General features: G+C 60.7%; 17 protein-coding genes and 1 tRNA gene. 10 read left to right on the top strand and 8 right to left on the bottom strand.

Annotation, left to right across the window (positions count from 1 at the left end; genetic code table 11):
* Positions 1-2: 2 nt before the first annotated feature.
* From gltB to KG698_RS06730, 3 genes are all read right to left on the bottom strand, one after another.
* Positions 3-4,541: a glutamate synthase large subunit gene (gene gltB, locus KG698_RS06740; RefSeq protein WP_213684801.1), complete on the bottom strand. Its 4,539-nt coding sequence runs from the start codon at positions 4,539-4,541 to the stop codon at positions 3-5.
* Between the two features lie 62 nt (positions 4,542-4,603).
* Positions 4,604-5,338, bottom strand: coding sequence for a hypothetical protein (locus KG698_RS06735; protein WP_213684800.1), 735 nt, complete (start codon positions 5,336-5,338; stop codon positions 4,604-4,606).
* Between the two features lie 28 nt (positions 5,339-5,366).
* Positions 5,367-6,803, bottom strand: coding sequence for an FAD-dependent oxidoreductase (locus tag KG698_RS06730; RefSeq protein ID WP_213684799.1), 1,437 nt, complete (start codon positions 6,801-6,803; stop codon positions 5,367-5,369).
* Between the two features lie 211 nt (positions 6,804-7,014).
* Here KG698_RS06730 and KG698_RS06725 point away from each other — a divergent pair, with 211 nt between their 5' ends.
* Positions 7,015-7,818 carry an undecaprenyl-diphosphate phosphatase gene (locus KG698_RS06725; RefSeq protein ID WP_213684798.1) on the top strand — a complete coding sequence of 268 codons (804 nt, stop codon included), beginning with the start codon at positions 7,015-7,017 and terminating at the stop codon, positions 7,816-7,818.
* On the opposite strand, the gene KG698_RS06720 is transcribed toward KG698_RS06725, so the two are convergent.
* On the bottom strand, positions 7,815-8,801 hold the full coding sequence (locus KG698_RS06720) for a complex I NDUFA9 subunit family protein (protein WP_213684797.1): 987 nt from the start codon (positions 8,799-8,801) through the stop codon (positions 7,815-7,817). The genes KG698_RS06725 and KG698_RS06720 overlap by 4 nt on opposite strands.
* Positions 8,802-8,957: 156 nt before the next feature.
* Here KG698_RS06720 and KG698_RS15825 point away from each other — a divergent pair, with 156 nt between their 5' ends.
* From KG698_RS15825 to KG698_RS06675, 9 genes are all read left to right on the top strand, one after another.
* The gene (locus tag KG698_RS15825; protein ID WP_213684796.1) at positions 8,958-10,766 is read left to right on the top strand and encodes a BamA/TamA family outer membrane protein; all 1,809 of its coding nucleotides are present in this window, start codon (positions 8,958-8,960) and stop codon (positions 10,764-10,766) included.
* Between the two features lie 50 nt (positions 10,767-10,816).
* Positions 10,817-14,014 (top strand): translocation/assembly module TamB domain-containing protein, encoded by a 3,198-nt coding sequence (locus tag KG698_RS06710; RefSeq protein ID WP_213684795.1) that lies wholly within the window; start codon positions 10,817-10,819, stop codon positions 14,012-14,014.
* Between the two features lie 72 nt (positions 14,015-14,086).
* Positions 14,087-14,174: transfer RNA gene (locus KG698_RS06705), tRNA-Leu, on the top strand.
* A gap of 153 nt (positions 14,175-14,327) precedes the next feature.
* Positions 14,328-14,939: a ribonuclease D gene (locus KG698_RS06700; RefSeq protein WP_213684794.1), complete on the top strand. Its 612-nt coding sequence runs from the start codon at positions 14,328-14,330 to the stop codon at positions 14,937-14,939.
* A 9-nt stretch (positions 14,940-14,948) separates the two neighbouring features.
* Positions 14,949-15,545 carry an LPS export ABC transporter periplasmic protein LptC gene (gene lptC / locus KG698_RS06695; protein WP_213684793.1) on the top strand — a complete coding sequence of 199 codons (597 nt, stop codon included), beginning with the start codon at positions 14,949-14,951 and terminating at the stop codon, positions 15,543-15,545.
* An 11-nt stretch (positions 15,546-15,556) separates the two neighbouring features.
* Positions 15,557-16,060, top strand: a complete 504-nt coding sequence (lptA, locus tag KG698_RS06690) for a lipopolysaccharide transport periplasmic protein LptA (protein ID WP_213684792.1) — start codon at positions 15,557-15,559, stop codon at positions 16,058-16,060.
* Positions 16,057-16,821 carry an LPS export ABC transporter ATP-binding protein gene (gene lptB / locus KG698_RS06685; RefSeq protein WP_213684791.1) on the top strand — a complete coding sequence of 255 codons (765 nt, stop codon included), beginning with the start codon at positions 16,057-16,059 and terminating at the stop codon, positions 16,819-16,821. Before lptA ends, lptB begins: the two co-directional genes overlap by 4 nt.
* Positions 16,822-17,045: 224 nt before the next feature.
* Positions 17,046-17,621: a ribosome-associated translation inhibitor RaiA gene (raiA, locus tag KG698_RS06680; RefSeq protein ID WP_213684790.1), complete on the top strand. Its 576-nt coding sequence runs from the start codon at positions 17,046-17,048 to the stop codon at positions 17,619-17,621.
* 74 nt (positions 17,622-17,695) lie between these two features.
* On the top strand, positions 17,696-18,160 hold the full coding sequence (locus tag KG698_RS06675; protein WP_213684789.1) for a PTS sugar transporter subunit IIA: 465 nt from the start codon (positions 17,696-17,698) through the stop codon (positions 18,158-18,160).
* A gap of 12 nt (positions 18,161-18,172) precedes the next feature.
* On the opposite strand, the gene KG698_RS06670 is transcribed toward KG698_RS06675, so the two are convergent.
* The 4 genes from KG698_RS06670 to KG698_RS06655 form a co-directional block, all read right to left on the bottom strand.
* Positions 18,173-19,609: a nodulation protein NodH gene (locus KG698_RS06670; protein WP_213684788.1), complete on the bottom strand. Its 1,437-nt coding sequence runs from the start codon at positions 19,607-19,609 to the stop codon at positions 18,173-18,175.
* Between the two features lie 3 nt (positions 19,610-19,612).
* Positions 19,613-21,313: a beta-1,6-N-acetylglucosaminyltransferase gene (locus KG698_RS06665; RefSeq protein WP_213684787.1), complete on the bottom strand. Its 1,701-nt coding sequence runs from the start codon at positions 21,311-21,313 to the stop codon at positions 19,613-19,615.
* Complete coding sequence (locus KG698_RS06660; protein ID WP_213684786.1) at positions 21,310-22,320, bottom strand: glycosyltransferase family 2 protein; 1,011 nt, start codon at positions 22,318-22,320, stop codon at positions 21,310-21,312. Before KG698_RS06660 ends, KG698_RS06665 begins: the two co-directional genes overlap by 4 nt.
* Positions 22,321-22,456: 136 nt before the next feature.
* A complete protein-coding gene (locus KG698_RS06655; RefSeq protein WP_213684785.1) occupies positions 22,457-23,503 on the bottom strand; it encodes a glycosyltransferase family 2 protein in 1,047 nt (348 codons plus the stop codon).
* Positions 23,504-23,513: the final 10 nt, after the last annotated feature.

Here is a 23,513-nt window from a genome sequence, read left to right as displayed (position 1 = left end):
GATCACTCAGCCGGGACCGCCGCCGCTTCGATGCTGATCGGATGGGCGAGCTTGCCCAGCATCTCTTTCGGGCAGATTTGGATGAAATTGCCCCGCTCGGTATCCCAATCCTGCAAGATAGCCGCGGCGCGGCGTGATCCGGTTTCGCGCAGATGCGACGCGATCAGCCCTTTGAGTTGGTTTTCCCAATGCGCAACCGTCACGGGACAGGTGACAAGCGTTTCAAGGTTCATATTCACCAGCGCCGCACCCTCGGGATCGTAAAGATAGGCCATCCCCCCGGTCATCCCGGCACCGAAATTGGCACCGATCCGGCCCAAAATCACGGCAACCCCGCCGGTCATGTATTCGCAGCCATTCGAGCCGCAGCCTTCGACCACGACCGACGCGCCCGAGTTACGCACCGCGAAACGTTCACCCGCACGGCCCGCCGCGAACAGATGGCCAGCCGTTGCACCGTAAAGCACGGTGTTGCCGATGATGACGTTCTCATGGGCGACAAGCGGGCTATCTTGCAGCGGCTTGACCACGATGATGCCACCCGACAGACCCTTGCCGACATAGTCATTGGCGTCGCCCGACACCTCGAGCTTGAGGCCCGGCGCGGCAAAAGCCCCAAGCGATTGCCCGGCCGAGCCTTGCAGCTTGACGGTCAGATGATCGGGCTGGAGGCTGTTGCGCATGCCGAAGGCCTGCACAATATGGCTGGATGTCCGCGTCCCGATGGTGCGCAGCGTGTTTTGCACCGCATAAGAAAGCTGCATCTTTTCCCCATCTTCGAGGAAGCGATGCGCATCCTTGACGATCTGGGCATCCAGCGTGTCGGGCACCACATTGCGCGGCTTAGAGCGGTCATAGACGATCCGGTCCGCACCATCGACGGTGATCAGCATCGGGTTCAGGTCCAGATCATCCAGATGCGCGGCCCCACGGCTGACCTGTGTCAACAGATCAGCACGCCCAATCACATCATCCATCGACCGCGCCCCGATGGAGGCGAGGATTTCCCGCACTTCCTGCGCATAGAAGGTGATCAGGTTCACCACCTTGTCGGCATTGCCGGTGAACTTGGCGCGCAGGCTTTCATCTTGCGTGCAGACACCGACGGGGCAGGTATTCGACTGGCACTGGCGCACCATGATGCAGCCCATGGCGATCAGCGCGGCGGTGCCGATGCCATATTCCTCGGCCCCCATCATCGCGGCCATGACGATGTCACGCCCGGTGCGCAGCCCACCATCGGTGCGCAGCGTGATCCGGTCGCGTAGGTTGTTCATGGCGAGAACCTGATGCGCCTCGGTCAGGCCCATTTCCCACGGCAGACCCGCATATTTGATCGAGGTCGCGGGGCTTGCCCCCGTGCCGCCGTTATGGCCCGAGATCAGGATCACATCAGCCTTGGCCTTGGCCACACCGGCAGCAATCGTGCCAACACCGGAGGAGGCGACGAGCTTCACCGTCACCTTGGCGCGCGGGTTGATCTGCTTCAGGTCATAGATCAGCTGCGCCAAATCCTCGATCGAATAGATATCGTGATGCGGCGGCGGGCTGATCAGCGTCACGCCCTTGGTCGAATGGCGCAGCCGCGCGATCAGGTCGGTGACCTTCATGCCGGGTAGCTGGCCACCCTCGCCGGGCTTGGCACCTTGGGCGACCTTGATCTCCAGCTCTTCGCAATGGTTCAGGTATTCCGCCGTGACGCCGAAACGGCCCGATGCCACCTGCTTGATCTTAGCGGATGGGTTGTCGCCATTGGGTTCCGGCACGAAATGCGCCGGGTCTTCGCCACCCTCACCGCTATCGGATTTCGCACCGATGCGGTTCATCGCGACGTTCAAGGTCTTGTGCGCCTCGGGCGAGAGCGCGCCCAACGACATGCCCGGCGTGACAAAGCGCTTGCGGATCGAGGTGATGCTTTCAACCTCGTCAATCGGCACAGGCGCGCCAAGCGGTTTGATATCCATCAGATCGCGTAGATGGATCGGCGGGTTGGACTGCATCTTTTGCGAATACTGCTTCCACAAGCTGTAAGAGGAGCGGTTGCACGCTTCCTGCATCATATGCATGGTGGTTGCTTCCCACGCATGCTTTTCGCCCGAGCGGCGCGCCTTGTAGAAACCGCCGATGGGCAGCACGCCTTCGCCGCGCAAAAAGCCCTTGGCATGCACTTCCTCGGCCTTTTTCTGAAGGCCGCTGACGCCGATGCCCGAGATACGGCTGACCATGCCGGGGAAATATTCCGCGACCATCGCACGGGACAGACCCACGGCCTCGAAATTCAGGCCGCCGCGATAGCTTGAGATGACCGAGATGCCCATTTTGGCCATGATCTTGAGCAGACCTTGGTCGATGGCGGCGCGATAGCGCGCCATGGCTTGGGTCAGCGTCCCCTCGATCAGGCCGCGATTGATGCGGTCCGCGATACTGTCTTGCGCCAGATAGGCGTTGACCGTGGTCGCACCACAGCCGACCAGAACCGCGAAGTAATGCGGGTCGATACATTCAGCGGCGCGCACGTTGAGCGAACAGAAGGTGCGCAAGCCCTGCCGCGTCAGCCAGCTATGCACCGCACTTGTGGCAAGGATCATGGGCATGGCCACGCGACCTTCGTCTTGGCCCTGATCGGTCAAGATCAAATGCCCCGCACCCGAACGCACGGCATCTTCGGCGGCGTGGCGGATACGCTCAAGCGCTTCGCGCAGCGCGTCTTGCTTGCCATCAGCGGGGAAGGTGCAGTCGATGATGAAATGCTCGGCATTGAAATGGCCGACCATCGCATCGAACTGGGCATTGCCGACAAAGGGGCTATCCAGAACAAAAATCTCGGTCTGACTGCTATCCTCATCGAGCACGTTCTTGAGGTTGCCGAACCGCGTCTTAAGGCTCATCACGCGGTATTCGCGCAAGCTATCGATGGGCGGGTTCGTCACCTGGCTAAAGTTCTGGCGGAAATAATGCGACAGCGGGCGATACATGCTCGACAGCACAGCGGCGGGCGTGTCGTCACCCATGGAGGCCAGCGCCTCTTTGCCATCCTCGGCCATGGGGGCAAGGATTTGCTCGAGCTCTTCGATGGAATAGCCGGCGGCCACCTGACGACGGCGCAACTCGGTCCCCTCAAACAGGGTCTTTTCCGGCGCGCCATCTGTCTCGGCGGCCAGATCGACGATCTTGCCGACCCATTCGCCAAAGGGGCGCGCGGCGGCAAGGCGATCTTTCATCTCGGTGTCGTGGAACAAGCGCCCTTCGGACATATCGACGGCGATCATCTGGCCCGGTCCAAGCGCGCCTTTCTCGACCACGCTTGCCTCGTTGATCGGGACCATCCCCGCCTCGGAGCCTGCGATCAACAGCCCCTCACCCGTCACGACATAGCGCATGGGCCGAAGGCCGTTGCGATCAAGCCCGGCGCAGACCCAGCGCCCATCGGTCATGGCAAGGGCGGCGGGGCCATCCCATGGTTCCATCACCGAGTTGCAATAGGAATACATATCCTGCCACGCCTGCGGCAGCTCGGTCGCGGTGTTCGACCATGCCTCGGGGATCAGCATGGTTTTGGCCATGGGCGCGGAACGGCCCGCGCGGACCAGAACCTCGAACACAGCATCAAGCGCGCCACTGTCGGATGCGCCTTGCGGGATGATCGGTTTGATATCCTCGGCCATATCCCCGAAATAGGTCGAGGCCATGCGGATCTCGTGGCTTTTCATCCAGTTGGTGTTGCCCTTGAGCGTGTTGATCTCGCCGTTATGGGCCAGCATGCGGAAAGGTTGCGCCAGCCACCACTGTGGAAAGGTGTTGGTCGAATAGCGCTGGTGATAGATCGCGAAAGCGCTCTCGAACCGCGCATCCATCAGGTCGGGATAGAAATTGGCCACATCTTGGGCCAGCATCATGCCCTTGTAGATGATCGAGCGGCACGAGAGCGAACAGAGATACATCTCGCGGATGCCTGCGGCCTGCGCCGCTTTCTCGATCCGGCGGCGGATGACGTAAAGCTCGCGCTCGAAGGTTTCGACATCGACGCCCTTGGAATTCGAGATGATGATTTGCTCAATCTCGGGGCGGGTGGCGTTGGCCTTGTCGCCCAGAACGCTGACATCGACGGGCACATGACGCCAGCCATAGATATAATAGCCCATCCGCAGCACTTCGGATTCCACGATCGTGCGGCAGGTTTCCTGTGCGCCGAAATTGGTGCGCGGCAAGAAGACCTGACCCACGGCCATCAGCTGATCCATGCGCGGCTCATGGCCGGTGCGGCGGACCTGATCATAAAAGAACTGCACCGGGATCTGCACATGGATACCCGCGCCATCGCCAGTGCGGCCATCAGCATCGACCGCGCCACGGTGCCAAACGGCCCGCAAGGCGTTGATGCCATTTTCAACCACCTGGCGCGAGGGCTTGCCGTCAATCGACACGACCAGACCCACACCGCAGGATGAATGCTCTTCATCCTCGGAATACAGGCCATTCTCGGCCAGCCATGCGCGCTTTGCCTCTTCGGCGGCGACCCATTCGGCATCATATTTGGTCATCGTCTCGTCCCTTTCGTTCGGGCCGGGCGGTGCATTCGTGTCACGCGCCCGGAAAAATCTGTTCAGCCGTTCTGTATCGGCCCAACTGGCCCACCGCTCATCATCTCGCCGCAATCATAGATCGGGGTCATGCTGAGAAAGCCCGCCTCGCCCGTCTGGGCGAATTCCATCGGGCTGCTGTCATACTCAAAGCGCTCATCACCATCGATGACCGTCTCGATCCCGCCAAAGAACATCCGCCAGTCGGGATGCACGAATTGGTTTCCCTGCACCCGGCGTTGCCCTGCGCCGAGGTTGTATTGATAGGCGAAGTCCGTCACCAAAAGCCGCTCGCCATCGATGATGACCGCGTCACCCGTCAGGCTGTCAAAGCCGGTATAGTCGCGCTGCACGGTTCCCGATGCACCCTCGATCAGCAGCGAGAACACCATGCTGTCACTGCCGTTCTCCAAAAGCTCGGTCAGGCTGGCTGGGTCTTGCTCGGGTTCGATCAAGATGCTGCCGCCGCCCGACCGCAGGTTCCAGCTTTGCAGCCAACGAAACTCGGCATCGGTGTAGCTGAGGTGGAAAGGGCCGTCGCTATCGAGCGAGATCCGCCAATGCGTGCCTTGCGGATCGGCGGCGCATTGCCAGTGATGGCTGACGGTGCAGCCCCGCGCCTGCACGGTCAAAAAGGCCGTGCAACCAGCGGGCACCTCGAACAATTGGGGTTGGGCCGCAAGCGGTGCGGGCAAGGCAAAGCCAATCACCGCCGCCAAAGCAGCTGAGATAAGGCCAATTTGTCCTGTCCGGTTCACGTTTCGCCGCCCTTCCGCGTTTTGCCCGTTACTCTGCCGCGACCGCGCCCGACATGGCGAGCTTTTCCAAGATCGCCTCGGCCGCTTCGCGCCCATCACGGATCGCCCAAACCACAAGGCTTGCGCCGCGCACGATATCACCCACCGCGTAAACATCGGGGATCTGGGTCTCATGCGTGCGGAAATTCGCCTTGATCGTGCCCCAACGGGTCACTTCCAACTCGGGCGCACCCCAGAGCACCGGCAAATCCTCTGGCTCAAAGCCCAGCGCCTTGATGACCATATCGGCGGGCTCATTGTAATCGGCACCTTCGATGATCTCGGGGCTTTGGCGGCCCGTCGCATCAGGTTGGCCAAGGCGCATTTTCTGGACCAGCACGCCGTCAACTTTGTCACTGGCAACAAAGCCCTTGGGCGCGGAAAGCCATACGAAATCAACGCCCTCTTCCTCGGCATTGGCGACTTCGCGCTGGCTGCCGGGCATGTTGGCCTTGTCACGACGATAAAGGCATTTGACGCTTTCGGCACCCTGACGGATCGCGGTGCGCACGCAATCCATCGCGGTATCACCGCCACCGATTACGACGATGCGCTTGCCTGCGGCGTTCAACTCACCGCTATCGAATTCCGGCACTTCGTCGCCAAAGCTTTTGCGGTTGGACGCGGTCAGATAATCGATCGCGCGCACGATGCCATCGGCACCCACGCCCGGCGCGTTCAGATCGCGGGATTTGTAAACGCCCGTGGCGATGATCACGAAATCATGCTTGCCGCGGATCGCGTCAAAGCTGATCGTTTCGCCCACATTGCAGTTGAGGACAAAGGCGATGCCCGCATCCTCAAGCTGCTGGGTACGGCGCATAACCACATCCTTCTCCAGCTTGAAGCCGGGGATGCCATAGGTCATCAGACCGCCCGCGCGGTCGTAGCGGTCATAAACCGTGACCTGAAGGCCCGCACGGCGCAGCATGTCGGCGGCAGCCAATCCACCGGGACCAGCACCGATGATGCCGACCGATTCGGTCCGCTCGACCGAGGGGATGCCCGGCTTGACCCAACCCTGATCCCATGCGGTATCGGTGATGTATTTCTCGACCGAGCCGATGGTGACCGTGCCATGGCCCGATTGCTCGATCACGCAATTGCCTTCGCACAGGCGATCTTGCGGGCAGATGCGGCCGCAAATCTCGGGGAAGGTGTTGGTCGCCTGACTGATCTCATAGGCTTCTTGCAGACGCCCTTCGGCGGTCAGCTTTAGCCAATCGGGAATATTGTTGTGCAGCGGGCAATGCGACTGACAATAAGGCACGCCGCATTGGCTGCAGCGGCCCGCCTGTTCAGCGGCCTTTTCGCGCGCATATTCACCGTATATCTCGTCGAAATCCGCCTTGCGCAGCGTCGGAGGACGCTTTTCCGGCATTTCTTTCGGCAACGAGACGAATTTCAACATGGGTTGCTTGGCCACGAAACATCTCCCATCCTAGCTGCGACGCCTATACCGAGAGCGCGAACAGATAAAAAGACAGTATTGCTGACTTAAATAAAGATTCTTTTGCCCCATCACACTAAGACACAGCCGCCATACCGACAAACTAGTAAACAAACGGACCTATCGGATTTTTAATCATGCAAAAACAATATTATAGTTCTGTTACAGCTTGGGTGGGTGTTGCACGATGACTCTCTGGCACCTGATCTTGCTGGCCTTGATCCAAGGCATCACCGAGTTCTTGCCGGTCTCAAGCTCGGGTCATCTGGTGCTTTTGCCGAATCTCACGGGGCTGGCCGATCAGGGGCAATTGCTTGATGTCGCGGTGCATGTCGGCACGCTGGCCGCCGTGATCCTGTACTTCTGGTCGGATGTGCGGATGGGGCTGTTGGGTGTGCCGCGCATGCTGACGGGCCGGATCGACACGGCTGGTGCAAAGCTCGCCTTTTTGCTGATGATCGCGACCATCCCCGTGGTGCTGGTGGGGCTGGCGCTGCATCTGACGGGGCTGGATGATGCGATGCGCTCGGTCGCCGTGATCGGGTGGAGCATGCTGATTTTCGGCATCGTGCTTTATTGGGCCGATCAACGCGGGCCACAGGTGAAACAGACCGAGGGGTGGAACACCCGCGACGCCATCATCTTGGGCCTATGGCAAGCGGTGGCGCTGATCCCCGGCACCTCGCGCTCGGGGATCACGATCACGGGCGCACGGTTCTTGGGGTATGATCGCCACAGTGCCGCGCGCATCGCGATGCTGATGTCGATCCCCACCATCGCCGCCTCGGGCGTTTTGTTGGGACTCGATGCGCTGGTCGCGGCCAACCTCGCCGCACTGCGCGAGGGCGCGATTGCAGCGGCCTTTGCCTTTGTCGCCGCGTTGGCAGCACTTTCACTGATGATGCGGCTTTTGCAATCGGTCAGCTTTACGCCCTATGTCATCTACCGCGTGGTATTGGGCGTCGTGCTGCTTTGGATTGCCTATGCTTAATCTTGCTTAAGATTGCGCGCGCTTTCCTTGATCTCGGCATATTGCCCGCCTGACCGATAGGGCCAAAGATATTCATCCAGCACTGCGCCCATCGCAGTGGGAACGATACCAAGTGTATCGAACCCCATGCGCCCTTCGCCCACGACATTGTCGCGCGCCAGATTGCGCACCTGATCGCGGGTCAAAAGGCCATTTTGGAACAGGCCAAGGCTGACCGTCTGCAACCCATCGAACACCGCACCCATGATACGCGCGATCCAGAATGGCGTGTTCACGATCAAGCGGCGACGGCGCACGACATCAAGCATGCGCTGCATCAACTGGCGGAAACTCGCGACCTCGGGGCCGCCCAATTCATAGATACCGGGCTTTGCCTGACCCAAGACACCCATCACGGCAGCTTGGGCGACATCATCGACGTAGACCGGCTGAAACCGCGTATCGGCACCCACCACCGGCAAGATCGGGCCAAGACGGCTCATCGCGGCGAAACGGTTGAAAAACTGATCCTCGGGGCCAAAGATGATCGAGGGGCGCAAGATCACCGCGCTGGGAAAGGCAGCAAGCACTTCCTCTTCGCCCATGGCCTTGGTGGCGGCATAACGGCTGTCGCTGTCAGCATCGGCACCGATGGCCGAGAGATGCACCAGATGGGTGGCCCCCTCTTCGCGGGCGATGCGCGCGACGCGGCCTGCCCCATCGGCCTGTACCGCGTCAAAGCGATTCTTGCCCGCCTCGGCCAAAATTCCAACGCAGTTGACGACAGCATCGGCACCATGAATGGCCGCGCGCACGCTGGCATCATCGCGCAAATTGGCCAAGACCGGCTCGACCTGTCCGACAACGCCGTAGGGGCGCACAAAAAGCGCCTCGTTCGGGCGGCGCACCGCGACGCGCACGCGCCAACCCTCTTTGGCCATGCGGCGCGCGATGTAACGGCCAACAAATCCCGATCCGCCGAAAATGGTGACGAGCTTCGACATGTCTGATGTCCTCCGGTCGCTATGCGCGGGTGATAGGCGGGCGGGGCGCATCCGACAAGGCGCAAATCGTCCCAATCTTTGCCGGTTTCGGGGGCGTTTTGGGATCGTGCTGGTATCCGCCATCTTGGCCGCGATAGAATTGCCGCGATGCGGTCAGTGCAACGCCAGATCAAGATCAACTTTCTCGCGGCAATTTGTGTTGCCGCCTTGGGCCTTGGGCTGCGCGCGGGCACCGCCCAAGAGGTCACGCTCAGCGCACCCAATGCGCCCGAGGCGGTGATTGATCGGCTGCGCCGCGACGCCTTGCTTTTGCGGCAAAGCGATGATGGCGATGTGCGTAGCGGGGCCGATATCACCGCCGCCGCGCGGGCCGATTACGGGCGGCTCATTGGCGTTCTTTATGAGGCGGGATTTTTCGCGCCTGTCATCTCCATCCGGCTGGATGGGCGCGAGGCATCCGAAATCTCGCCTTTGTTGCCGCCTGCGCGGGTCGCGCGGGTTGAGATCACAGTGCAAACCGGCGCGCCCTTTCGCCTTGGCCAAGCGCAGATTGCGCCGCTTGCGCCGGACACGGTTTTGCCCACGGGGTTCGCGCCGGGGCAACCGGCCAATACCGCGCTGCTGCGCGACACGACACAGGCAGCACTTTTGGGGTGGCAAAACATCGGCCATGCCAATGCCGCGCTGTCACATCAGCGGATCGTCGCGCAAAACCGCGATGCGCTGCTGGATGTCGATATCGGCCTTGCCCCCGGCCCGGTCATTCGCTTTGGCGACCTGCTGCCCTTGGGCCAAGTGCGCATGCGGCCCGCGCGGATCACCGCCATCGCCGGGCTACCCAGCGGAGAGGTCTATTCCCCCACGGCCCTGAACCGCGCCGAGGCGCGTCTGCGCGATACCGGTGCCTTTGGTGCCGTGGCGCTTTCGCTTGCCCCGGCCAAGGGCGACAACGTGGCCGATGTCACCGCCATCGTGGAGGAGGCACCGCTGCGCCGCCTTGGCTTTGGCGCGGAGCTTGCCAGCGATGCGGGAATTCAACTCAGCGCCTATTGGCTGCATCGCAATCTCTTCGGCGGGGCAGAGCGGCTTCGCTTTGACCTTGCCATTGCAGGGATCGACGACATTCAAAGCGATGATGACATCGACACCACGCTTTCCGCCCGCTTTGACCGACCCGCCACATTCGGACCTGATACCGCGCTTTCGCTCGAGGCTGAGACCTTCATCCTGCGCGAGCCGACCTATCGGATCGAGGGCGCGCGGATCGCAGGCGGATTGACCCATCGCCTATCTGACGCGATCACCCTGTCGGGCGGGCTTGGTCTGGAATTCTCGCGGATCGACGATGGCTTGGGGCGGCGCGATCTGACACGGTTGACCCTGCCCTTGGGTCTGATCGTCGATTGGCGCGATGACCTGATCGATGCGCGGCGCGGCAGCTACATCGCGGCCGAGCTTGAGGGCTTCGGGCTTTTTGATGCGAGCAGCGGCGCGCGGATCGCTCTGGATGGGCGGCGCTATTGGCCGCTTGGGGCGGGCCGCGCCACGCGATTGGCCGCGCGCGGTCAGATTGGCGGGATCATTGGGGCCGATCTGGCCGATATTCCCCCTGATGATCTGTTCTATTCGGGGGGCGCGGGCACGGTGCGCGGCCAACCCTATCGCAGCCTTGGCGCAACACAATCCGGCCTTGCCAGCGGCGGGCGCGGCTTTCTGGGCCTGTCGGCCGAGCTGCGCCATGACCTTGGCGAAAGCCGCTTTGGCTTGGTCGGTTTCGCCGATCTTGGCGGTATCAGCGCCGAGGCGTGGGATATCGACGCCACAACATGGCATTCCGGGGCGGGGATCGGCCTGCGCTATATCACACCCTTTGGGCCGATCAGGGTCGATCTTGCGACACCGACATCGGGTGCTGCGGCGGGGCGCGATCTGTTCATCTATATCGGCATTGGACAGGCCTTTTGATGCGGCTTTGGGCGATCATACCCCTGCTTTTTGCGCTGCTTTGGCCCGCAATGCTTAGCGCGCAAACTGATGATCGCTCGCGCATCGTGGCGTTTTTGGAAACGCAGCTATCGGGCAGTGCCCGACAGGTGAGCATCACGGGGTTTCGTGGCGCGCTGAGCGCCAGCGCCGCGATGGATGTGCTGACCATCGCCGATGACGATGGCGTCTGGCTACGGCTTGAGGGCGCACGGCTGGACTGGTCGCGCGCGGCCCTGTTGCGCGGCGCGCTTCAGATCGACACCCTCCACGCCACGCGGCTGGAGATTCTGCGCCGACCCAAAACCCCTGAAGGTTTGGATCTTCCGGCGGCCGAGGCGACACAATTTCGCCTGCCGCAACTGCCGGTGTCGATTGCCATTGCCGTGCTGCGCATCGACAGTGTCGTGCTGGGCACCGATATCTTGGGCCTGCCCGTGGAACTGGCGATCAGCGGCAATGCGGCTTTGGCGGATGGCCAAGGCAACGCCGAACTGGCGATCACGCGGCAAGATGGGCCGCAGGGGCGCTTTGATCTTGCCGCGTCATACGCGAATGACAGCCGCCGCCTTGCCCTATCGCTCGACCTGACGGAGGCGGCGGGCGGGATCGTCGCCACGCAGCTTGGCCTGCCGGATGCGCCCGCGATCACGCTGCGCGTTTCAGGCGACGCGCCCATCGATGATTTCCGGGCCGAGATTGCGCTGTCAAGCGATGGCGAACCGCGCCTGACCGGCCAAGTGGCGACGCAAAAGCCCAGCGAGGGCAGCACAAGAACGATCAGCGCCGATCTACGCGGCGATATCACGCCCCTGTTCTTGCCTGCATATCGGCCCTTTTTCGGACCCGATGTGGCGTTTTCGAGCCTGATCAGCCTTGGCCCTGATGGGGCGATCGCATTGGACAACCTCAGCCTGTCGGCCGCAGCACTCAGCCTTGATGGCCGTTTTGCGATGGCCCCGAATGGCCAGCCCAGCGGTTTTGATCTGCGCCTACGCATGGCCGACCCCAGCGGGCAGGGGCCAGTGCGGCTGCCCGTTTCGGGGGCCGATGTCACCGTTGGGCTGGTCGATCTGACATTGCGCCATGACGCGGCACGCGGCCCGGACTATACGGCGCAGGGTATCGTGCGCGATTTGGAAAGCGCGCGCTTCAGCGTGGCAGAGATTGGGCTAGAGGCAAGCGGGCGCTTGCAACCAACGGGCGATGATCTGGCACTCAGCGCACCGATCACGGTCGCGATGACCGGCCTTACACATCGCGACCCCGCCATGGCGCAAGCTTTAGGCAATGCCGCGCAACTGCGCGCGACGCTGGGTTGGGCCACAGGCGCGCCGATCTTGCTGAGCGATCTGGCGCTGCGGGCGGGTGATGTCGGCCTTGCCGGGCAAGCCGAAATAAAATGGACCGATGGGCAGCCCACGCTTGCCACCACCCTTGCGGCCGAGGTCGCCGATCTGGCGCGCCTTGCAGCAATTTCCGGTCAACCGCTGGCCGGGCGGCTGGCCGCAAACCTTGTCTTGCAAGCCGAACCGCTCTCGGGTGCATTCGACATGGTCTTGGATGGCGCGGGGCGTGATTTGCGCCTTGGCGCTGGTCTGCCACCACAGCTATTCGCGGGACAGACCGATCTGACCCTTTCAGCACGCCGCGATGAAACGGGCTTTGTGCTGCGCAACCTGAGCCTAAGTGGCGGCGCAGTGTCGCTGAACGGGACGGGGCGGGTCAATCGCGATGGCGCGCTGGTCGCGTTTGACGGGCGTCTGGCCGATATCGGGCTTTTCACCGATGCGCTTTCGGGGGCGGTGAGCGCCCAGCTTGACGCGACACGCGGGCCGACCAGCCAAGCGCCATGGCAAGTGCGCGCCAAAATTGACAGCGCCGCTGGCATTGATGCCACCATCCAAGGCGCAGTTTTGGCCGAGGCAGGCACCGTAGATTTGACCGCACGCGGGCAATTGCCGCTGGCATTGGCCAATCGCGCATTGGCCCCGCAGGGTGTCACAGGCCGACTTGACTTTGATCTGGCGCTGCAAGGGCGGCCCATATTCTCGGCTCTGACGGGCCGTTTCGTGACGAATAATGCGCGGCTTTCCTTGCCGGGTTTGCAAACCGCCGTGGAGAACATGGACCTGCGCGGGCAGTTGGCGGGCGGGCAGTTGCGCCTCGATCTTGCGGCCACGCAAGGTGAGACCGGTCGCATCAACGGCACAGGCAATATCGACCTGACAAGAAGCGATCTCGCGGCACAGATCGATCTGACCGGGGCGCGATTGCGGCTCATCAATCCTGCGCTTTACGACGCGCGGATCGACCGCGCGGCGATCCGGATCAGCGGCGGGCTGACCGGGTCGATGCTCATCGCAGGTGATCTGGCGTTGGCGCAAACCGATCTGCGCGTGCCGGAAAGCGGGTTGGGCGGGGCGGCCCCGATCCCGCCGATCCTGCACATGGGCGAAAGCGCGCCCGAGCGACGCACGCGGATCGCCGCAGGGCTTGGCCCAGCGATCCAAGGGCAAAGCGGCTCGCAGAACATCGCGCTGGATCTGACGCTCACCGCGCCGGGCCGTATCTTTCTGCGCGGTCGCGGATTGGACGCCGAACTGGGCGGCCGTTTGCAAATCGGCGGCACAGCGGCACAGATCATCCCCTCGGGGCGGTTTTCCTTGATCCGGGGGCGGCTATCGATCCTTGGCACACGGCTTGACCTGACCGAAGGTGCCGTGGCCCTGACGGGCAATTTCGACCCAATAATCGACCTGTTGGCCACAAACCGCAGCGGCACATATCTGATCGGGATTGGCCTATCCGGGCCGGTCAGCGCGCCCCAAATCAGGCTAAGCGCCAACCCGCCCTTGCCCGAAGATGAAATTCTGGCCCAGCTTTTGTTCGGTCGCACGGTCGCGACGCTATCGCCCCTGCAGTTGTTGCAGATGACCGATGCGGTGACCGCGCTTGCTGGTGGTTCATCTGAGGCGGGGATTTTCGCCAATCTACGCGAAGGTTTAGGGCTAGATGATCTGGACCTGCGCACCGATGCCACGGGCAATGCCGCGTTGCGCGCGGGGCGATACCTGTCGGAGAATGTCTATAGCGATGTCACCATCGGGGGCGACGGGGGGGCGGATTTATCGCTCAACATCGATCTGACGCCGAACATCACCGCGCGCGGCGGTCTATCGGCTGATGGCGAAACCCGGCTTGGCGTGTTTTTCGAGCGCGATTACTGAGCCGTCACTTACCCCACGCAAGCCCCGTTGACAGCCCCGCAGCGCAGCGATATCAGCCCGTCCACGACACCTGCCCAGGTGGCGGAATTGGTAGACGCGCTGGTTTCAGGTACCAGTGGCCGAAAGGTCGTGGAGGTTCGAGTCCTTCTCCTGGGCACCAAACGACCTTGGGTCGTTCGTCGCTTTTCGAAATCAAACACAACGTTCCCGCGGCATCGTGACCGGCGCAGGGCTGCCGACAGATGCGAAACCTGTCGCATTTGAGCGCCGGGGGGCTTATGTCACGACAAACGCGGCGTAAGGGGACCGGATCGTGACCATTCATTTTCACCATAATGATCTGCCCGATGGGCTGAACCTTGGGCCAGCCGTCGCCATCGATTGCGAGACGATGGGCCTGAACCCACATCGCGACAGGCTTTGCTTGGTGCAACTCTCGGCCGGTGATGGCGATGCGCATTTGGTGCAGATCGCGCCGGGCCAGAAAGATGCGCCGAACCTGTCGCGGCTTTTGACAGACCCCGCGGTGCTGAAACTGTTTCACTTTGGCCGCTTCGATATCGCGGTGATGTATCATGCCTTTGGCGCGCTGGCGGCACCGGTCTATTGCACCAAGATCGCCTCTAGGCTGATCCGCACTTTCACCGACCGCCACGGGCTGAAGAACCTTTTGCAAGAGCTGCTGGATACCGACATCTCCAAGTTGCAACAAACATCCGATTGGGGCGCGCCCAATCTGACCGAGGCGCAGAAAGCCTATGCCGCCTCGGATGTGCTTTATCTGCATCGCCTGAAAGACGCGCTTGACCCGCTCTTGGCGCGTGAAGGCCGGACCGAGATCGCGCAGGCCTGTTTCGATTTCCTCCCGACCCGTGCCCGACTTGACCTTGCCGGTTGGCCAGAGATCGACATTTTCAACCACTAGGTAGGGCCAATGGCTGGGCCGAACCGATATTCAACGCTAGTCGCTTGGGCCAAGGTTTTGCTGCCGCTGACGGCGCTTGGGCTATTATCGACACTGTTTTTGTTATCGCGCACGCCGAACCCGCAAGATGCTTTGCAGTTCAATGATGTCGATATCGGCCTGCTTGGCACCGAGCGGCGCCTGACCGAGCCGCGTTTCGCGGGCATATTGGGCGATGGTCAACCTGTCACACTGACGGCCGAGTACGCGGTACAGCGGATGGATGACCCTAACATGATGCAGATGGACCGGGTCGAGAGCGATGTTTTGCTCAAGGATGGTGAAAACCTCAACCTTGTAGCTGATCATGGTGCCTATGACGCCAGCGCCCAAACCGTCGATTTGATGGGTGCGGTAAACGCGCAAACCACCACTGGCTATCAGTTGATGTCTGAGCGCATTCTTGTTGCGATGGCTGCGATGCAGATGACCTCGCCCGGTGCCGTTATGCTACGCGGGCCGGGAATGATGCTAGAGGCGGGCGCGATGCAATTGACCGGGCCGGAAGGGCAGGCTTTGGTGCATTTCACGGGCGGCGTTCGCCTGCTATATGATGTGCAGAACTGAAAAGAGTGATCATGAGCCAACGCAGAACCTTGATTGTCGCCGCCCTTGCCGGTCTGGTCGCGCTGATCCAGCCGGCGGCCGCACAGGTTGCGATCGGTTTTGGCGGGGTGGCCCATGATTCCGATCAACCGGTCGAAGCGGTGTCAGATACGCTAACCATCGATCAAACCAATGGTCGCGCGCTGTTTTCGGGCAATGTCATTATCATTCAGGGCGATCTGCGCATCGCCGCCGAAGATGTCGAAGTGATTTATAGCGACCTTGATGGAGAGCGTAGCGTGGATGAGGTCATCGCCACGGGCGGTGTTTTGATCACACGCGGCGAAGACGCCGCCGAAGGTGAAGATGCGGTCTATTCGGTGGCGGCTGGGATCTTGACCATGACGGGCGATGTTTTGGTGACACAAGGCACCACAACCATCGCGGGCGATAGCATGGTGGTTGATATGACCACCGGCGATGGGGTCGTCGAGGGGCGCGTGCGCACTGTCCTGACCCCGCAGTCGGCACCATGAGCGACAAGCGCCCACCACTTAGCGTCACGCAAGGTGCGCAGGGTTTGGTCGTTGACCGGCTGCGCAAATCCTATCGCAAAAGGCCAGTGATCCGCGATGTCTCGATCACGCTGGCGCGGGGCGAGGTTGTGGCGCTGCTGGGGCCGAATGGATCAGGCAAGACCACCTCGTTTTACTGTATCGCAGGGCTGATCACACCCGATGGCGGCAGCGTCACCATCGATGGGCGTGATGTGACGCTTTTGCCGATGTATCGGCGCGCGCGCGCTGGGATCGGCTACTTGCCACAGGAGATGTCGATTTTTCGTGGGCTGAGCGTCGAAGAGAATATCCTCGCCATCCTCGAGATCGTGGAACCTGACCGCGCAAAGCGCAATGATCGGCTGGAAGAGTTGTTGGCCGATTTCTCGATTGGCCATCTGCGTCGTGCTGCGGCCCTTTCGCTATCAGGGGGAGAGCGTCGCCGGGTTGAGATAGCGCGCTGTTTGGCATCGCGCCCGCGCTATGTGCTGTTGGACGAGCCATTCGCCGGTGTCGATCCGATTGCCGTGGGTGATATCCGCAACCTTGTGCAAGACCTTAAGACGCGGGGAATCGGTGTGCTGATCACCGATCACAATGTGCGTGAGACGCTCGAGATCGTGGATCGCGCCTATATCTTGCATGATGGCGTGATCATAAAATCCGGCACGCCCGATGATGTCGTGCGCGATGAAGATGTCCGGCGCGTCTATCTTGGGCAAAGCTTCCGGATTACGTGATCAAGCGCTCTGCTTGCCGTTGACAGATGGCCAATGCCATCGCCTAATGCGTGTGATGTTCGCGTTCGCTTCATCCCTGATCCCACCGGGCAAAGCCCGGGAAAAGCCCCGCAAAAGGGGGCTCTGGATCACCCTTAATCGAATCAAACCGAGCATAGCTTGCGCGCGGCGCATGGGTCATCCCGGCCCATAACCGCCCCGCGCCAACGAATCGTGGAGACCACATGCGCTACCAAATCAGTGGAAAACAGATCGATATCGGCGAAGCCTTGCAAACGCATGTAAAGACCCGCCTTGGCGCGGCCGTCAGCAAATATGCCGAGCGACCAACAGATGCGACCGTGTTTTTCTCTCGCTCAGGCTCGGAATTCATTTGCGAGACAACGGTCCATCTTTCCACCGGTTTAACGGCATCGGCCAAAGGCCATGCCCATGAGATCTACGCCGCCTTTGAGGCGGCTTGCGAAAAGATGGAAAAGCAGCTGCGCCGCTATAAGCGGCGGCTGAAGGACCATCACCGCGACAGGCAAAGCCCCGTTGAAACCAGCGACGCGCCGATGTATGTGCTTGCGCCAGCCGGGCATGACGAAGAGGAACATGAACCGCAGGATCTTCAGCCCATTATCGTGGCTGAGATGGAGGCGAAAATCCCGTCGCTCTCGGTCGGTGAGGCCGTGATGCAGATGGAGTTGGCCGGTGCATCCGTCATGGTCTTTCGGAACGAGAAACATAGCGGTGTGAACGTGGTCTATCGGCGTGACGATGGAAATGTCGGCTGGATAGACCCGCGGCCAGAATAACCAATACGCGCATCGCGCCATAGGGCTGCGATGCGCGAAACCGATCCGGTTGCCGGATCATCACGGGGTGTGAAATGGACTTGTCGTCGCTCTTGAAGCCGCGCGCAGTCAAAGTATTGACCGACGTCACCAGTAAAAAGCGCCTGATGCAGGCGATCGCCGCCTTGGCGCATGACCTGATCGCGCTTCCCGAAGGGCAGATTTTCGACGCGCTGCAAGAGCGCGAAAGCCTTGGGCCAACGGGTGTGGGTCATGGCGTGGCGCTACCGCATGCGCGGCTTCCCGAATTGACCGAGGTGCATGGCGCGTTTCTCAAGCTTGAGAAACCGGTCGATTTCGACGCCGCCGATAAGCACCCTGTCGATCTGGTTTTCGTGTTGTTTGCCCCTGCCGATACGGGTGTCGATCACCTCAAGGCTTTGGCGCTGGTGTCGCGCACATTGCGCGATGCGGGGCTCCGCGCCAAGCTGCGCGCCAATCATGACGCCGCAACATTGCATACGCTCTTGACCGAATATACCGGCTCCAAGGCCGCCTGAGTCACCGCGCGATCACGGCATTTGCCATGGCTGAAACCCAAGGTTGAGATAGTCGCGCCGATAGGCATCATAAGCGGCTTTCTCGATCTTGGGATCATAGATCGTATCAAGCGCAATAGGCGAAGGCATCGCCTCGGCCATGGGTGGGGGTGGGTCGGTCACGCCGGCCGCGCGGGCAAGATCGGTCAAGCCTGTGTGCATCTCATCTTCGCGGATCAAGCGGTGCGGGATGGCGACACTGGCCATGCCTTGCAAGATCGCCGACTGCGTCGCCCAAGCCAAATCAACCCGAATGCTTGTTTGGCCAGCAAGATTAGGTTTGAGAAAGGCTAAAAAGCCCAAAAATGCCTGCTTTTGCATCGCTGGCGTCCAATCGGGGCCGGGCGCTTTGGCGGGCAGCGGCAGCTTATAACGCTGGCGCATCACCTTGCGCGGCTCTTCATAGCCCGGACGGTCAGTGGCCAAGATATAGCAGCAAAAGCTGTGATAGGCGCGCGCCACAGGGTGGCGTAGCACACTGAAGCTGCGGTAGCCGGGATGATCCTTCATCCATTGGCGCAGGTCTTTTTGGCTCATCTTGCGCAACAGCGCATCGCACCCAACCCCGCCTATCGCGCCCATCCATTCCAGCACGCCATCCTCGGGCGCGCCCTTGATCGGCAAGAACAAGAGCCCCGCCTTGGGGTGAGCGACAAAACCCGGCACACCCGCAGCGCGCGGCGGCTCATAATCTTGCGTCACCGAAAGGGCGAATGGATCAAGATCATGCAGGGCGGCCAGCATCTCAGCGTAATTCTCGACCTTCTGGGACAGATCGTCGGGATTTTGCTTTTTCAGCTTGCCCGATGTCGCCGCGATGCGGGTTTTTGATCCAAGGAATGCCGCAAGCCCGTTAAGGATGCTCGTATCATTGATATCCTCGTAGCGCAGGTGAAACGCTGCTTGGCCGGTGGTTTGAAGCCCATGCCGAAGGTGGTGTTGAAATGCGGTCAGCTCTGCCAACTCTGCGCGGAACTCGGCCAGATCGAAACGAATGCGTGCGGTTTTATGGTGGCGGGCATCGGTCAGCCGCCATTGGCCCGTTTCGCTTGCGATCTTGCGGCTGACATAGCTGTCAAGCGGGTTGCGCGTCAGAATGATCTTGGCAATCCGCGGATCGGGCAAAACCCGGGCAACCACCCTTGCATCATGATCGTGAAACAGCCGTAGCCCCGGCAGCCCATCGCTTTGCGCCATGATCGCATCCAAAAGGCCAATCGGATCAGCCTCGCGCCGATCCATGTCGTAGCCGAGCAGATCAAAGCGGTTGTGTTGGCCCAGAAAGACCGGGTTATACACCTCACCATAGCAGATCACATCAGGCAGGGAATTCAGGGTTTCCTCAAGATGGTTCGAGCCGGTTCGCATCTCGGCAAACATGACAAAGGCATCGAAACGGCGGGCAGCCATGGATCAATTCACCAAATACGGGCGGTTACGGTCGCCCGGCGGGCGGTGAACAAGCCCCTCTTGCGGGAAATCACCCACCGTCATCGGGTTCATCCCTTGGTTCTTGAGCGATTGCAAAAAGGCGGCAAAGCCTGACAAATCTGCCATGCGCGGCGCTTCGGTTAGGCGCAGCGCATTTGCACCCTCAGCCGCATCAAGGATACTTTGAAGGTTTTCCATCGGTTCTTCGATGAATTCCGCCAAGGTCCAAATGCGAATATCGGCGCGCGACTTCACATGGCGCAAGGTGTTGACGAAATCGATCTCGCGGCGTTGCAGCAAGGCCGCCTCGGTCCGGATTTCGGCGAAATTGCGGTTCGAAAGGTAGAGCGGCACCGCCCAAGCCCCGGTAATCACCGAAATCTGCGCATTGCTGTCAGAGGCCATGAAAGAGCCAATCCTTTGACTGTCCCGCGGCCCAAACATGAATGTCTGCAACTCGCCCCGCGTGTTCCAGATCAGATTGGTCAAGAAATGCTCTGGGTTATAGTCGCGCATGGTGGCGTTGGATGACAAACACCCCGCATAGATCGGCACATCACCAACAAAACGTGCGCGGCGCGGGTCAAAAATATTGCCATGCACCACCGTCCCGAGGCGGCGCGCCAGCCAGCTTTCAAAATCGACAAACAGGCTGTTAAAACCGTGAAACACCGAATAGGGCGCGGCGGTCTTGCCATTTTCCCAATCGGGATATGGAAAGCGGCTATGCATATAAAGGCCCGGACGCCCGCGCGTCCGCCGCTCGAGCGTGCGAGAGAACACCCGATCAATCTTGCCCGGCGCGGGTTCGGCCATGCGGTTGATCGCGGCGTCATCGGTCAAGAATGTATTATAAAGCCGGTTGGCCCTTGGCCAGATCTTGCGCGCGACAAAGCAATCTGACCTGCGCAGCAGATGCAGGTGATCATCATAGAAAACATGCGGCTTTCCCTGAAAATCGAACTTGGACAGGGTCAGCGAACGGCTTTCGATATTGCGGGCATAATTGCGCGCCAAGGTTTGGTAGTAGCTTTCATCCGGTATCCAAACGAGGCTGAAGTAGCGTTCCAGCGCGCTTCGCCGTGGGTCTTGCAAGATCGCCGTCAAAGTTTGGCGCGTCAGACACCACCATTGGCTACCAAGATGCGGCGTGATCCCCTCGGGAAGCTTGCGGCGATAGCCAAGCTTGCGTTGCAATTCGACATAGGCATCGAACAAAAAGCGGCGGCGCTTCCATGAAAAGGGAAAGCGCAGCTTAAAGCGCTCGTCATTCAGGCCACCCACCGTCCAATCCACATCACGGATGGTGACGCTTTCGATGAAATCGGTCATCGGGCGGGCGGCAAGATAGGATCGCAGCTCATCCACCGGGCGTAGCGGCAAACACGAGCCCGAGGCCAAATAGACATGCCGCACAGCAGGGAATTCACTGAGTAAAAGTTCAGCCGCGGTTTGCGAGGCCTGCACCAGCGACCAAGTTCCCCACTCACAGCGCAACCTATTGGAAAATCGTACATTATCCAGATCGGCCAGTTCACGGCGAAACGCGTCATAGCGCACGCGCGTAACCTGTCGGTCGACATGGATGACCACGGGGCAGTCACGTTCGGCCCAGTGGCGGGCGACCTGTGCCGCGCGGTGCAGCGCGGTGTGGCACAACATGACAAAGCCCAAGCTACTCATGCCCAGTTGCCCTTGGACATCAGGCCCAAAATCTCAAGCTGGCGCCAGTTGATGTATCGCTCGGACCATTTGGTCCAGAAATCGGGATTCTTGGACAGCCCATCGTGATAGGCCTTATATTCCGCCGAGGCGGCGTAATGCTGGCCGCGCTCAAGCTCTTCGGCCGCCTTGGCGCTGAAGGTGTCGAGAAACTTCGCATGCAGCAAAACGCCAGAGGTCTTTTCACCCCCCCATTCCTCATAGACGCGGTTCAGCCCGCGCGGCAGCAACATATGGGTCGAGCTGACATAGGCATAACCGCGCTGCCACTTGACCAGCGGGATCTTGTTCAACGCAGGCGCCTTGGCCGGTGTATCGGCGAAAAAGCTGCGCGCACGCGGCCCACCTTGGATCCATAGATTGCCATATTGCCAGTTGCGCGCGATCACGTAATTGCCCGGATCGAACCAACAAGCGATCTGGAAAGGGTCGGTCCCCGCCGCATAGGGTTGCGCGCTGATCGGCCCTTTGGGGTACATATCAAGCATCATCGCGCCAAAGGACCGGATCGCACTGGCCTCAAGCCAATCGGTCAGCGCCCGGATCGGACGGGTGTCGCAATAGGGAAACACGAAAAACTCATCCGGATCGACAACAAGCGTCCAGTGATTATGGGCATGCTGGCGTTGCAGATAGTTCAGCCAATCCACCCCGTATCGTGCAGCCTTGTAGCTATGTTTGGTGGTCCAGACCGACACATCGGGTTGCGCGATGGCATAGTCACCGCCGCCATCGGTGCTGTCGTTATCGACCATGATGAAATGGTCCACGCCCAGATCGCGGTAATATTGGAAAAAGTAAGGAAGGCGCACCGCCTCGTTGCGGAAGGTGCTGAAGACGAGGATATCGCCCGGTTTGATCAGCTTTGTCCGGTCTTTCGCGACGCGCAACTCACGCGATTTGCGCCATGCCCGCGCATGGCAGCGCTGCCGCTGAAAACGCAACCGAAGTGATTGCAAAATACCCAAAACCGACACCTACGACCCGGAACAGCCGGGGTTACACGACGCGCTAGCACCATTTCGATTAATATACCGCTTACTTGCAAAAGATACGGCATTTTTATCCCCAAGTGAAAGGGGGTGCAGCACGAAGAAAGCGTGATTATTGCCAGTCGCCCGCCGACATCAGGCCAAGCTGCTCAAGCTGCGTGGGGCCGTGGTAGCGCCGCGATGCAGCGTGCCAAAGCACGGGACCGGAAATCAGGCGTTGATGATAGTCCTCATAGAGGGCGCTATTTTGGAAATGCTGGCGACGCGTAAGTTCTTCGGCTGATTTCGCCGCGATCTGCGGCAAAAACTTGCTGTGCAGTAGCACACCCGTCGGCGCGCCGGTGTCAAAGACATGGTTCAGACGTCGCGGCAACATCTGGTGGGTTGAGGTGACATAGGCATAGCCCCTGCGCCAATGCACCAAGGGCGTTTTGTTCAAAGTTGGTGCGCGCGCAGGCTGATCTTGGAAGAAAACCCTTTCGCGCACGCCACCTTGCACCCAAAGATTATCAAATACCCGGTGACGCTGCGCCCTGTAGCCATCGCCATCGAACCAGCACAGATGATCAAAAGGGGTGGTGCCCGGCTGGTAATGACCCTCATTCACCGGCCCCTTGGGATAGGCATCGATCATCACTGCGCCAAAGCTGGGCCGACCCGTCGCCGCAAGATGGGTGACAAGCGCGCCAAGGCTGCGACCACCGGGCAGGATCAGCGCCTCATCCGCGTCAAGGGTCAGGCACCATTTGCCGGCCCCGAACTTGAACTTGAGGCACATCAGCCAATCCACCCCGAAGCGCGCCAGCTTGTAGGACGCATCTGTTCGCCAGACGGAGACATCGGGTTGCGCGGCAAGGTAGCTGTCGCTGCCATCGGTGCTGGCATTGTCGACGATTAAGAAATGCCCAACACCCAAGGCGCGATGGTGCGCGAGGAAGAACGGCAACCGCTCCATCTCGTTTCGGATGGTGGCAAAGGCCAGTAGAGGCGCGGCGGCGATCGCCCCCTCATCCACGCGCAGGCGGCTTAGGTCATGGCGGCGGCGCAGCGCGCGCCAGATCAAGCGCCGCCGTTTCCATCGCATGCGGTAGGCGAAAATGGGCGAACAGCGAAGCGGCGGGTTCTGCGCTGCAAGTGCGGCGAAGAGCGGTGCGGGCATCTGGTGGGGG

The sequence above is a fragment of the Roseicyclus sp. genome (assembly GCF_018402035.1).
Classification (GTDB): Bacteria; Pseudomonadota; Alphaproteobacteria; order Rhodobacterales; family Rhodobacteraceae; genus Roseicyclus.
Note: the sequence above shows the minus strand (reverse complement) of the source record. Positions and strands in the feature narration are given on the sequence as shown.

What these genes read in the sequence shown, in the direction of transcription:
- KG698_RS06710 (WP_213684795.1), top strand. Translation starts at nt 10,817, where the DNA reads ATGCTTAGCGCGCAAACTGATGATCGCTCGCGCATCGTGGCGTTTTTG.
- KG698_RS06675 (WP_213684789.1), top strand. Translation starts at nt 17,696, where the DNA reads ATGGACTTGTCGTCGCTCTTGAAGCCGCGCGCAGTCAAAGTATTGACC.
- KG698_RS06655 (WP_213684785.1), bottom strand. Translation starts at nt 23,503, where the DNA reads ATGCCCGCACCGCTCTTCGCCGCACTTGCAGCGCAGAACCCGCCGCTT.
- KG698_RS06670 (WP_213684788.1), bottom strand. Translation starts at nt 19,609, where the DNA reads ATGGCTGCCCGCCGTTTCGATGCCTTTGTCATGTTTGCCGAGATGCGA.
- lptB (WP_213684791.1), top strand. Translation starts at nt 16,057, where the DNA reads ATGAGCGACAAGCGCCCACCACTTAGCGTCACGCAAGGTGCGCAGGGT.
- raiA (WP_213684790.1), top strand. Translation starts at nt 17,046, where the DNA reads ATGCGCTACCAAATCAGTGGAAAACAGATCGATATCGGCGAAGCCTTG.
- lptA (WP_213684792.1), top strand. Translation starts at nt 15,557, where the DNA reads ATGAGCCAACGCAGAACCTTGATTGTCGCCGCCCTTGCCGGTCTGGTC.
- KG698_RS06665 (WP_213684787.1), bottom strand. Translation starts at nt 21,313, where the DNA reads ATGAGTAGCTTGGGCTTTGTCATGTTGTGCCACACCGCGCTGCACCGC.
- KG698_RS06725 (WP_213684798.1), top strand. Translation starts at nt 7,015, where the DNA reads ATGACTCTCTGGCACCTGATCTTGCTGGCCTTGATCCAAGGCATCACC.
- lptC (WP_213684793.1), top strand. Translation starts at nt 14,949, where the DNA reads ATGGCTGGGCCGAACCGATATTCAACGCTAGTCGCTTGGGCCAAGGTT.
- KG698_RS06720 (WP_213684797.1), bottom strand. Translation starts at nt 8,801, where the DNA reads ATGTCGAAGCTCGTCACCATTTTCGGCGGATCGGGATTTGTTGGCCGT.
- gltB (WP_213684801.1), bottom strand. Translation starts at nt 4,541, where the DNA reads ATGACCAAATATGATGCCGAATGGGTCGCCGCCGAAGAGGCAAAGCGC.